11 protein-coding genes are annotated in these 10,856 nt (G+C 68.6%); 2 read left to right on the plus strand and 9 right to left on the minus strand.

Translation table 11 applies throughout. From position 1 onward, the window contains the following. Positions 1-4: 4 nt before the first annotated feature. From ABB28_RS10855 to ABB28_RS10895, 9 genes are all read right to left on the minus strand, one after another. Positions 5-934 (minus strand): type II secretion system F family protein, encoded by a 930-nt coding sequence (locus ABB28_RS10855; protein WP_057508645.1) that lies wholly within the window; start codon positions 932-934, stop codon positions 5-7. 31 nt (positions 935-965) lie between these two features. After that, on the minus strand, positions 966-1,937 hold the full coding sequence (locus tag ABB28_RS10860; RefSeq protein WP_057508646.1) for a type II secretion system F family protein: 972 nt from the start codon (positions 1,935-1,937) through the stop codon (positions 966-968). 2 nt (positions 1,938-1,939) lie between these two features. Continuing rightward, positions 1,940-3,286 (minus strand): TadA family conjugal transfer-associated ATPase, encoded by a 1,347-nt coding sequence (locus tag ABB28_RS10865; RefSeq protein WP_057508647.1) that lies wholly within the window; start codon positions 3,284-3,286, stop codon positions 1,940-1,942. Further along, positions 3,271-4,515 carry a P-loop NTPase family protein gene (locus ABB28_RS10870; protein WP_057508648.1) on the minus strand — a complete coding sequence of 415 codons (1,245 nt, stop codon included), beginning with the start codon at positions 4,513-4,515 and terminating at the stop codon, positions 3,271-3,273. The genes ABB28_RS10865 and ABB28_RS10870 overlap by 16 nt, the downstream gene beginning before the upstream one ends. A 23-nt stretch (positions 4,516-4,538) precedes the next feature. Further along, positions 4,539-5,864, minus strand: a complete 1,326-nt coding sequence (locus ABB28_RS10875) for a type II and III secretion system protein family protein (RefSeq protein WP_057508649.1) — start codon at positions 5,862-5,864, stop codon at positions 4,539-4,541. Between the two features lie 18 nt (positions 5,865-5,882). Further along, positions 5,883-6,917 carry a Flp pilus assembly protein CpaB gene (cpaB, locus tag ABB28_RS10880; RefSeq protein WP_057508650.1) on the minus strand — a complete coding sequence of 345 codons (1,035 nt, stop codon included), beginning with the start codon at positions 6,915-6,917 and terminating at the stop codon, positions 5,883-5,885. Between the two features lie 20 nt (positions 6,918-6,937). Next, the gene (locus tag ABB28_RS10885) at positions 6,938-7,420 is read right to left on the minus strand and encodes a TadE/TadG family type IV pilus assembly protein (protein ID WP_152983458.1); all 483 of its coding nucleotides are present in this window, start codon (positions 7,418-7,420) and stop codon (positions 6,938-6,940) included. Continuing rightward, positions 7,417-7,962, minus strand: a complete 546-nt coding sequence (locus ABB28_RS10890) for an A24 family peptidase (RefSeq protein WP_057508652.1) — start codon at positions 7,960-7,962, stop codon at positions 7,417-7,419. Before ABB28_RS10890 ends, ABB28_RS10885 begins: the two co-directional genes overlap by 4 nt. Positions 7,963-8,061: 99 nt before the next feature. After that, positions 8,062-8,262: a Flp family type IVb pilin gene (locus ABB28_RS10895; protein ID WP_057508653.1), complete on the minus strand. Its 201-nt coding sequence runs from the start codon at positions 8,260-8,262 to the stop codon at positions 8,062-8,064. A 583-nt stretch (positions 8,263-8,845) separates the two neighbouring features. Between ABB28_RS10895 and ABB28_RS10900 the strand changes: the two genes are divergently transcribed. Together ABB28_RS10900 and ABB28_RS10905 are read left to right on the plus strand one after the other, a co-directional pair. Continuing rightward, on the plus strand, positions 8,846-9,835 hold the full coding sequence (locus ABB28_RS10900; RefSeq protein ID WP_057508654.1) for a helix-turn-helix domain-containing protein: 990 nt from the start codon (positions 8,846-8,848) through the stop codon (positions 9,833-9,835). Positions 9,836-10,034: 199 nt separating this feature from the next. Continuing rightward, positions 10,035-10,856: ESPR domain-containing protein (locus ABB28_RS10905; protein ID WP_211260387.1), on the plus strand; the 822-nt coding region annotated here is incomplete at its 3' end.

Raw genomic sequence — 10,856 nt, forward strand, 5'->3', positions numbered from 1 at the left:
GGCATCACATCCGGGTAAGGGTAGAGGCCAGCGCCATCAGCGCCGGGCCGGAAAGCACCAGCATCAACGCCGGCAGCAGGGTCACCATCATCACCACGGTCATCTTCACCGAGAGCTTGCCGACCTTTTCCTTCAGCGTGTGCCGGCGCTGTTCGCGCAGCCGCACGCTGAACTGCTTCAACGGCTCCTGCACCGCGCCGCCATGCGCATGCACCTGCACGATCAGCTGCATCAGGCTGCGCAGGTCTTCGTCGTCATAGGCTTCGGACAACCGGCGCAGCGACTGCGGGCGGCTGCGGCCGAGGCTGTAGTTGATGTTGGCATCGTGGATTTCCTGGCCGAGCACCGGCAGCGCCGGGCGCAGTTTGTCGCCCAGCGTCTGCAGGCTCTGGTCCATGCTGAAGCCCACGCCCTGCAGCAGGCGCAGCAGGTCGATCAGCATCGGCAGTTCGTTGCTGACGCGCTTGCGCCGGCGCGCGGCCCAGACGCCCAGCCCCACCTTCGGCAGCAGCAGGCCGGCGGCCAGCGCGCCGATGCTGGTCAGCAGGCCGGCGACGCCTTCGGTGGGGGCCAGCGCCAGCGCCAGCAGCAGCACCGATACCGCCAGCAGCAGGCGCAGCGCCAGGTAGATGGCCGTGCCGCTGCGGGTGTTCCAGCCGCCGAGGTCCAGCAGCAAGCGGTCCTCGCTCGCCAGCAGCGCGTCTTCGATGCGGCTGCCGCTGAACTGCGTGCCGATCGCTTCCAGCCACGCCCATCGGCTGCGCGCGGCCGGCGGCGCGGCCGGCGTGGCCGGCTCACGCGGCTGCAGGGCGGATTGCAGGGTCGCTTCGCTGCGCTGCTGGCGCGAGCCCTGCACCCAGTACGCCACGCCGAGCAGCGCGATACCGGCAGCAAGCAGCACCAGCGCCAGCATCCACCAGGTGGACGGGTTCATCGGTGTGCTCCTGCAGCGGTCGGCAAGCGAGTCATAGCGATTTGGCCAGCCGGTACAGCAGGAAGCCGCCGACCAGCTCCAGTCCCAGCGCCGCCAGCAGGATCTTGTGGCCTTGCGGCTCGCGCAGCATCGGTTCGAAGAAGCCGGGGCTGACCAGTGCCATCAGCAGCGCGCTGATCGGCGGCAGCAGCGCCAGCACCCACGCCGACATCCGCGTTTCGGAGGTGGTCGCCTTCAGTTCCTGCTGGGCCTGGTCCAGGTCGCGCATGAAGTCGCTGAGCCGCTGCAGCACCTGGTCGGAGCGGCCACCGATGCGGACGCACACGCCCAGCACCACCGCCAGCACCTCCAGCGCTTCCACCCGCCACGGCGCGGCCGCCTGGGCCAGTGCACGGTCCAGGTCCATGCCGCCGCGTGCATTGCGCAGGGTGGTATCAAGCAGGTCGCGCAGCGGCGCGACGGTCTGGGTGGAGGCGGTCTGGAAGGACATCTGCAGGCTGTTGCCCAGTGCGGTGAGGCGCACCAGGTTGTCGAGGAAATCCGGCAGTTGGCGGATCAGTTTCTGCTGCAGCCGGCCGATGCGTCGCTGCAGCAGCAGCCAGGCCACCAGTGCATACAGCAGCAGGGTCAGCGGGAAGGCCCAGCCGGTGCCCAGCCGCATCGCCGCGAAGCCGGCCAGCGCCAGTCCGGGCACCAGGGCCAGTAGCGGCGCACGCCAGCCGGGCGTCATTCCGGCGCGCAGCAGCGCGGCATCCCAGGGCAGGGCGGGGCGGCCGCCTGCCGTTGCCTTGCCATCGGCGCTGGCAGCGCCAGCGGGTGTGGCGGCCGCCGCTGCAGGTGCCGCCGTCGTCGCTGCCATCGACACGGCGCTGCGCTGCAGGCGCTGTTCTGCATGGCCCAGCGTGGCCTGCGCGCGCGCGCGTCGCTGCGCGCTGCCCAGCAGCAGCATGGCACCGGCGCCGAGCAGGGCGGCAAGGCTCAGCAGCAGCAGGACGATGCCCATCGTCACCAGGCCCCCGGACCGAAGGAGTCACGCAGTGCCTGCCGGAACGGTTCGAGCTTGTGCGAATGCGGATGGAAGCCCAGGCCGATCCAGCGATCGGTCTCACGGCCGGCGTCGTCGATCTGCACCTCGTGGCGGAACATCTCCTGGGTGGAGATCATGTTGTCGCTGACGCCGGTGATTTCCGTGATGGAGATCAGCACGCGGCGGCCGCTGCCCAGGCGCGAGATCTGCACGATGAAATCGATCGCACTGGCGATCTGCCGGCGCAGGCTGTCTTCGCTGCCCTGGAAGCCGGCGAAGCCGGCCAGCATCTCGATCCGGTACAGGCAGTCGCGCGGTGAATTGGCGTGGATGGTCGCCATGGAGCCGTCATGCCCGGTGTTCATCGCCTGCAGCATTTCCAGCACTTCGGCGCCACGCACTTCGCCGACCACGATGCGGTCCGGGCGCATCCGCAGGCTGTTGCGCACCAGGTCGCGGATGCTCACCGCGCCTTGTCCATCGGCGCCGCCAAGCCGGCTTTCCAGGCGCACCACGTGCGGATGGTTGAGCGACAGTTCCGCAGTGTCCTCCACGGTCAGCACGCGCTCGTTTTCCGGAATGTAGTGGGCCAGCGCGTTCAACAGCGAGGTCTTGCCCGAACTGGTGCCGCCGGACACCAGGATGTTGCAGCGGCCCAGCACCATGGCCTGCAGCAGCGCCTGCATCGGCTTGTCGAAGGTGCCCATGTCCAGCAGCTCGTCCGGCGTATAGGGATCCTTGCGGAACTTGCGGATCGACACCATCGGGCCGTCCACGGCCAGCGGCGAGATGATCGCGTTGAGGCGGCCGCCGTTGGGCAGGCGCGCATCCACCATCGGGTTGGAGTCGTCCAGCCGGCGGCCGAGCGGAGCGATGATGCGACGCAGGATGCGCAGCAGGTGGGTGTCGTCGGTGAAGCGCTGGGTGGCGCGCTGCAGCCGGCCGCCCTGCGAGACGTGCACGTCCTTGTAGCCGTTGATCAGGATGTCTTCGATGGTCGGATCGCGCAGCAGGTCGTCCAGCGGCCCGAAGCCGGTCAGTTCCTTGACCAGTCCGGCAGCGACGTCCTGCATTTCCTGTTCGTTGATCGGGATGCGCCATTCCTGCACGAAGGCAGCCGTTTCGCCCTGGGCCCAGCGGCTGACCGTGTCCGGCGCCCATGCGTCGATGTCGATCCGCTCGTCCTCGATCCGGTTCAGCAGGTGCTCGTGCGCGGCCGACAGCACCTTCTGGTACTGGTCGGTCTGGGCGAACGGCGGCGCGGCCGGTTCGACCGGCACCTCGCGGAACGGTGCATTCGGGAAGGGCATCACTTTGTCTTCCATCGCAGGCTACTCAAGGCGTTGGCAAGCCGGTCGCGCAGTCCCTGCGCTTGCGGTGGCCGGGTGGACGGGTCGAAGCGGGCTAGCAGCGGGACAAGCGCACGCAGGTAGGGATCGCGTGGTGCATCGTCCAGCAGCAGGCGTCCCTGGCTGGCGCTGGCGCGCAGTCGCGGGCGTTCGGGCAGGGCTGCCAGCAGCGGCAGGTCGAAGCGTTCGGCGATCTGCGCCGCGCCCATGCCGGCCTCTTCATCGCTGCGGTTGACGATCAGGCCAAGGCGCCCGCCTTCGCGGACGCCGGCGGGCAGTTGCTTCAGCAGCTGGTCCAGCGAGACCAGGCTGGCGATGGCACCATCGGTGACCAGCCATATCGCATCCGCGCTTTCCAGCAGCACGCCGGGAACCTGCCGCAAGGGCGTACCGCCCAGTTCGCACAGCACGCTGCAGAACAGGCCGCACAGGCGCTTGAGCAGCAGGCCGGGATCACTCGGTGGCAGCGATTCACTGCCCACGGCGCGGTCCAGCAGGACCAGTCCGCCGGGATGGCGGGCCATGGCGGTGCGCACCAGCGTGGCATCGATGCGGCTGGCGCTGCGCAGCGCTTCGTCGTAGTGGAACCGGCTTTCGATGTTCAGGTACAGCGCGACGTCGCCTGCCGGCTGCCCCATGTCCAGCAGCAGCACGTCCTGCGTGTTTTCGGGCGCGCGCTGCTGCTGGGCCAACGCGCACAGGTGCGCGGCCAGCGTGCTGGTGCCCATGCCGGGCCGCACACCCAGCAGCAGCGTCAGCGGGGCTTTGCGTGCGCGCTCCGGCGCGGATGCGGCGGCCGGCGCGGAGGCGCGCAGCAGCACCGCCTGGACTTCTTCGGTGTCCGCGTCCAGGTCGACGATGTCGCGCAGACCGACGCGCAGCGCAGTGACGACGCCTTCCAGCTGTGCAGCGCCGGTGGCGCCGACCGCGACCATGGCCAGCTCCGGGCGGAACTGGCGGATCTGCCGCACCAGCTCCGCCGAGGCGGCGGCGCGCGCGGCGTGGAAGTCCAGCAACACCAGCGTCTGCACCCCTGCGCGCAGCTGCTGCACCGCGCCGGGGAATCCGGCGTCGTGGTAGGTCAACGGCCAATGCGGCGGCAACTTGGCCGCCAGCCGGGACAGCAGCTCGCGGTCACTGGCGAACACGACCAGGTTCATCGGCAATCCCGACGAAGGCAGGTGGCGTGCAGTGGCGAAGGGCATGTGCTGGGTGTTCCGGCCATGGATCAGCGCGAGAAGCCGGGGACGGCGTCGGGTCCGGCCGGGCCGATCAGCCAGGAGCCCCACACCGGCAGGTTGGCGCGTGCTTCACGCTCGCCCGGCAGCGGCAGTTCGGTGTTGCGTGCCAGCGGCTTGACCAGCCGCGGGGTGACGATGATCACCAGCTCCTTGTCCTGGCGCTTGTAGTCCAGGTTGCGGAAGAACGAACCGATGATGGGCAGGTCGCCCAGCAGCGGCAGCTTGTTGACGGTGGAGGCCACGGTGCTGCTGACCAGCCCGCCGATCACGAAGCTTTCGCCATCGCCGAGTTCCACCGTGGTATCCGCACGCCGGGTGCTGATCGAAGGCACCTGCACGCCGTTGAGGGTCAATGCGTTGCTGTAGTCCAGGTCGCTTGCTTCCGGGGCCACCTTCAAGGCGATGCGGTCGGCGGACAGCACCGTGGGCGACACGGTCAGGCCGATGCCGAACGGCTTGTAGGTGATGGTGGTGGTGCCCAGCCCCTGTGGTTCCAGCAGGGGCAGTTCACCGCCGGCCAGGAAGCTGGCGCTCTGGCCCGACAGCGCGACAAGCGTGGGTTCTGCCAGCACGCGCGCCATGCCGTTGCTCTGCAGCAGGTCGATGTCCGCGCTCCACAGGTCCTTGCTGGAGCCGAACACCAGCTTGAACGCCGACTGCAGCGGGGTGCTGCCGCTGTCCCCGTCGCCGCTGGCCACGCCACCCGGGCGCGCGATGCCATACGAGAAGCCGCCGTTCTGGTTCTGGAAATTGATGCCGATCTGGCGCAGCACGCTGCGGTTGAACTCCACCACCTTCACTTCCACCTGGACCACGCCGCCGATGCCGACCGTGGACACGTCGGCCACCCGCCCATCGGCGCCGGTCGCGGCCTCGGCGGCCTTGCGCGCCTGCGCGTGGTCCAGCAGCGATGGGCTGCTGCCGCTGAGCAGCGCGTCATTGCCCTGCACCGTCAGCGCGGTGCCGGTGTCGCTGGCCAGACCGCCCTGTACCGCGCTGCGCACGTCCACCTGCAGGCGTTGCGGTTCGGACTGGCCACGCTGCCACAGCAGCAGGGTGGTGGTGCCCGGCGCCTTGCCGACCAGCAGCGCCTGGCGGTTGCCGCGCAGCATCACCACATCGGCAACCCCGGGGTCGGCGATGGCCACCCGTTCCAGGTTGGCCGGCAGTGTCCACGGACGTTGTTCGCGGGTCTGCAGGACGAAGTCCGGCTGGGCCTGCGCCTGCAGGCCGGGCGGGCAGGCCAGCGCAAGGGCCAGCAGGGCCAGCAGCAGCGGGCGTCGGAACAGGCGAGGGGTGCAGCGATACGTCATGGGTCGGTCTCGTCTCGTTCAGGGGGTGCCGCTACCGCGGATGATTTCAATGCCGGCCGGCGCCCGCGGTGCACTGCTGCGGCGCACAGCGGGGGCCGTGGTCGCCACCGCCGGTGCCGCGCGCACGCTGTTGCGGCCGGCCAGCGCATCGCCGTCCAGGCCGGCGTAGGCATCGTTTTCCGGCTGTGCCAGCGCGGCGGCGCGATCGCCTTCCAGGCCGCGTGCCGCCGCCAGTACGGGCCGGGGCAGGGGGAACAGCGAGGGATCGGCGATGCCGGTATCAGACGGATTGCGCAGGGCCAGGAACAGCTTGCCCTGCTGTGCGCCAAGCAGCAGGCGGTTGGCATCGGCGACCGGCACGGCCAGCACGGCGCTGCGCGCAGGCGGCTCCGGCGCAGCGCTGGACGACGGGCTGCCGGAAGCGTTCGAACCGCGGATATCGGCGGCCCGCGGGTCGCCTTCGACACTGGCCGTGGCTTCGCCCTGCGGCGCCGGCTGCAGTGGACGCAGGTCGTGCGCGCCGAAGCTCAGCACCCGCAGCCGCGACAACAGCAGCCGGGCCTGCGCGGTTTCCTGTTCGCCGTAGCCTTGGCTGCCCTTCAGGTTGAGGAACACATCGACGAAGTCGCCGGGCAGGATGCGGTTGCCGGCCGCGGCCAGCTCATCCACCGGCACGGCGAGCGCGCGCTCGCCTGGGCGCAGCTGCAGCGAGAACCCCTGGGCCAGCAGGCCCTGCTGCAGCACCGTGCCTTCGGGTACGTCCTGGGTGGGCACCAGCCCGACCACGCTGACCACGTCCAGGTAGGCACCGGCTGGCGCCTGGCTGCGGCTGGCCATGCGCACCTGGCCAGGCTCGATCGGCACGCCGGCGGCAAGCCGTCCGCCGGCCTCCACCACGCTCACCCCCTGCGGGGTTTCGCTGGCGGCAAGCGCGGGCGTGGCGCTGGGTGCCTGCACGGTGCTGGCACGACGGCCGACCACGAAGGCGACCAGGGCCAGCAGCACGGCGAGGGCGATCAGGGCGATGGCGGCGATGCGGGTGAACTTGAGCATGGAGCTTCTCCTGTCGCCTTTCAGTTGCTGCCCAGGTCGAGCTGGGCGACGGCGGTACTGCTGATGGGTCGGTCCAGCACCCAGCCGTACACGCGGCCGGTGCCAGGAAGGAAGGGTTTGGCGCGGTAGTCGAAGCTCACCGACACCTGCATGCACTGCGCATCGGCAAGGCCTGAACACGGCGCCGCCGGCGACACCACGATCGGACCGCTGCTGGCGCTGCTGCAGTCCGGCGTCTGCGCGGCATAGGTCAGCAGCCATTGCATGGAGCGCCGCGCGGCTTCACAGGCCGCCACCCGACGCTGGTCCAGCGGGGCAAAGCGCAGCGAGGCACGCGCGCCTTCGGAAGAGGCGGTCGCCAGGGTCTGTTGCACCGCCATCAGCATCACCCCGGTATAGGTGAGCAGCAGCAGTGGAATCAGCCCGAACATCAGCATGAAGGCATATTCGATGGTGACCACGCCGCGTTGCCCGTTGCGCGTCGTTCGTCCGATGCGTCTCATGGCGCGGCCCCCCATAGGGTCCAGCCAGCCCAGCAGATGCTGGTCAGGCCGAGATAGGCGGCATACGGGATGCCTTCGCGGCCACCGCGCGCCTGTTGCACCTGATGCAGCACAGGGGCCAGTGCGCGATGCTGGGCGGCGTCGTGCTGCAGCAGCATCAGCCGTGGCGGCAGATGCAGGCGCAGGCTGCGCCAGCTGTACACCGCGACCGCATGCGCGCCAGCCATCAGGCTGGCGCCGATCCAGACCGGCAGCAGGGCCTGCCAGCCGAGCAGGAAGCCGAGCACGGCGAAGAATTTGACATCACCGGCGCCCATCCAGCGCATCGCGTAGAAGGGAAGCAGGCTGCACAGGCCCAACAGCAGTCCGGCGCCGTGTGGCACGGTGCTGGCGATGCCCTGCTGCACGGCCTGCCAGGCCAGCAGCAGCGTACCCAGCAGCAGTGCGCCCAGGAGCCAGCGGTTGGGCACGCGTCGTGCGTACAGATCGCTGGCGATAACGCGCATGCTCAACGTGGTTGCCAGCATAGCGAACAGCAACATGTGGCCTCCCTTTCCCTGGAAACGATGCAACGTGCGGCAAGCCGCCGCCCGCGCTGCGGGCCGGAGCCTGCAGCGATCGGGACTGTCCTGTGACCGGCCTCAGGTGGAGGGCGGCGGACTGCCGTTGGACGCGGTGGTCAGGAAACCGGTCAGCGTGGTGAAAAGGGTAGTGAAGAAGGTGCGGATCTGCGGGCCGGCGACGGCGACCAGGACACCGGCGACCATCGCGGCCAACAGGCCGTATTCCAGCGCGGTGACGCCGTCTTCTTCTTTCAGGAACGTGCGGATCGATGCATTCATGACGGTTTTCTCCTTGTACCTGTCAACGGTTGCATGGTGGCTCCTTTCGATTAACCGGACGCGTCCGGGTTGATAATCAAAGGCCATGCGGGGGCGCGGCCGAGTTAATGCGGCCGTGAATACAGGTGGCATGTTCAAGGAATAAAAAACCGCGCCGCCGCCAGCGGCGCCGTCGCTTCCTCAGATAGTGGGATGTACATCACATCACCACGTTTCCCCTGGGTAGCCAGATGTCCCCCGGCCAACCACCGTGTTCCTACTGTGCCGTAGTTTCACCTGCTGATGACATCTATCGATACGCAAATTCGGCACAAATGCGAAATCCGCCGTCCTGCAATGGCCGTGCCCGTAATCATTTACGTTTGGATCGTAATAAACGGCGCCAGGCCGGTTCGGGACGACGGAAAATTGACGCCGCATCTTAACTGTTTATGCGGAGGCGCCCACGCAGTTTAGGAATGTTTACGGCCATAGATAATAGGGCATACTCCACCCCATGAATGACAAGGCGGGGTTGGCGGTCACGCGGATGTGGCCGGCACCGGCCGTCGTACGGAAATTGCAAAAGGGGGGCGTCACTGTCATGGCAGATGGTGTGGGAAGCGAGAGCACGGATGGGCTGAGGCCGATGGACCTGGCCACGCTGAGCAACGTCCTGCGCGTCTGCGAGGTGGAGCTGGTGCTGCTGGATGGCAACGGGCCACGCGCTGCAGTGGATGCACGCGTACAGGACGAAGCGTTGTTCTGCCATGCGGTCACCGGCTTCCAGGCACGTGGCCGCTTCATGCTGCCCACCGACTGGGCCCTGCTGGGCTACGTGCATGCATCGGATCCGGCATTGAGCTGGTGCCACGGCGTGCCACTGACCGCGGGCACGGTGTTGACCGTGTTGCCGGATGGCATCAGCGAATTCGCCCTTGGCGCAGGCACGCGTTTGACCCTGGTGATGGTGTCGGCGGCGCGGCTGCAACGCAAACTGTCCGAACTCAGCCTGCGCAGCATGCCACCATCGGGCCAGGCGCTGAATCTGTTCTCGATCGGCGAGAATTCCCTGCTGGCCAACCACTACCGGCAGCTGCAGGACGCGCTGGTGGGGGCCGATGGGGCAACGATGGCAGGCGAGGGCAGCGAGCGGCTGCTGCACGAGCACGTGCAGGCACTGCTGGCCGCTGGACCGGGCGAGCAGGCGATGAACACCCGTGCGCGGCGCACCCACTATCTGATCGTGCAGCGGGCCGAGAACTTCATGCGCCTCAACCTGCGGCGCAACATCTACATGAACGAGATCTGTGACGCGGCGGGCGTCAGTGAGCGTGGCCTGCGCTATGCGTTCGAAGACCTGTTCGGGATCTCGCCCAACCGCTACCTGTCGATGCTGCGGCTGTGCGCGGCGTGCCGCGGCTTGTCGATGGCCGACGGTGGCCGGCGGTCGGTCAAGGCGATCGCGCTGAGCTGCGGCCTGTGGGATCTCTCGCGCTTCGCCGACAACTATCGCAAGGTGTTCGGCGAACTGCCGCGCGACACGTTGATGCGCGCACCGGGTGCGCCAGGGATGGTCGGGCAGCCTGCCTGATGCCGGTGCGCAACGCGCGCAGGACCCGGTTGCCGAATTGGTGCATCGCGCTGCCGAATCTGGTCGAGGTCTTGCCGGATTGCGCGCTTGCCCTGCCGGAATGAAGTGCCCCGCCTTCGTTGCACGCGCTCAAATATGAGTCACCTGCCAGCAGGCAGATCTCTGACTCACGAAGCGTCGTCCACGGGGGACTGAACTCATGAATCGTATTTTCCGCTTGGTGTGGAGCAGGCAGCTGCGCGCCATGGTCGTGGCCTCTGAACTGGCCACCGGCGCCCACGGCGCCTCCTCGCTCATCGATCAACGTGCCGCGCTGCCGGCGCCGGCGATGCTGGCCGTTGCGCTGGCGCTGGCGTTGTGCGCCGGTACGGCAACCGCCACCGAGAACAACCAGACCCTGCGCGACCTGCAGGCGCTGACTGCCAAGTACACCCAGCAGGCGCCGGTGAAGGTGGATGCCGAGGTGGCCCTGGCTGCCCTTGCCGGTCATCCTTCGGGTAATGCGTTGGCCAATGTCGACGCCAGCGTTTCGCTGGGCATTGCCAGCAGCCTGCCGGTGGTGAGGAATGTCCTGCCGGCGAAGGTGGACGTCGCGGCAGTAGTGCGTACGCCGAGCGTCGCAGCACCGGCAGCGGCGGTTGCCACGCAGCTTGGGGTCAACGCGTCGGTCGGCGCAGCCGCTACGCCTTCGACCCCGGTTGCCGCGATCGCTGCCGCGGTGGATGCAGGCGTCACCGTCGCGCCGACGTCGGCCGCCCTCGTGCAGGCAACGCTGGCGACCGCAGTGCAGGCGGATGCTGCAGGCACCGACGCAGTGGATGCGAAGGTCGCCGCGCACGCATCGGTCCGTCTCGATGCGAAGGAAGAGGAGCTGGTCGCCACCGATGCCACGGTCAGCGCCGCGCTGGATACCGGGGTGGCCGGTGGCGTAGGCGTGAACGGCGATGCGCATCTGCTGGCGGTGGCCGATCGCAACCCGAAGCTGGCCACCCAGGCAACGGCGGCCGCGCAGGCCAGCGGG

Source organism: Stenotrophomonas chelatiphaga, from assembly GCF_001431535.1.
GTDB classification, from domain to species: domain Bacteria; phylum Pseudomonadota; class Gammaproteobacteria; order Xanthomonadales; family Xanthomonadaceae; genus Stenotrophomonas; species Stenotrophomonas chelatiphaga.

Coding starts and splice junctions, on each gene's coding strand:
- ABB28_RS10855 (WP_057508645.1), bottom strand. CDS start 934: ATGAACCCGTCCACCTGGTGGATGCTGGCGCTGGTGCTGCTTGCTGCC.
- ABB28_RS10860 (WP_057508646.1), bottom strand. CDS start 1,937: ATGGGCATCGTCCTGCTGCTGCTGAGCCTTGCCGCCCTGCTCGGCGCC.
- ABB28_RS10865 (WP_057508647.1), bottom strand. CDS start 3,286: ATGGAAGACAAAGTGATGCCCTTCCCGAATGCACCGTTCCGCGAGGTG.
- ABB28_RS10870 (WP_057508648.1), bottom strand. CDS start 4,515: ATGCCCTTCGCCACTGCACGCCACCTGCCTTCGTCGGGATTGCCGATG.
- ABB28_RS10875 (WP_057508649.1), bottom strand. CDS start 5,864: ATGACGTATCGCTGCACCCCTCGCCTGTTCCGACGCCCGCTGCTGCTG.
- cpaB (WP_057508650.1), bottom strand. CDS start 6,917: ATGCTCAAGTTCACCCGCATCGCCGCCATCGCCCTGATCGCCCTCGCC.
- ABB28_RS10885 (WP_152983458.1), bottom strand. CDS start 7,420: ATGAGACGCATCGGACGAACGACGCGCAACGGGCAACGCGGCGTGGTC.
- ABB28_RS10890 (WP_057508652.1), bottom strand. CDS start 7,962: ATGTTGCTGTTCGCTATGCTGGCAACCACGTTGAGCATGCGCGTTATC.
- ABB28_RS10895 (WP_057508653.1), bottom strand. CDS start 8,262: ATGAATGCATCGATCCGCACGTTCCTGAAAGAAGAAGACGGCGTCACC.
- ABB28_RS10900 (WP_057508654.1), top strand. CDS start 8,846: ATGGCAGATGGTGTGGGAAGCGAGAGCACGGATGGGCTGAGGCCGATG.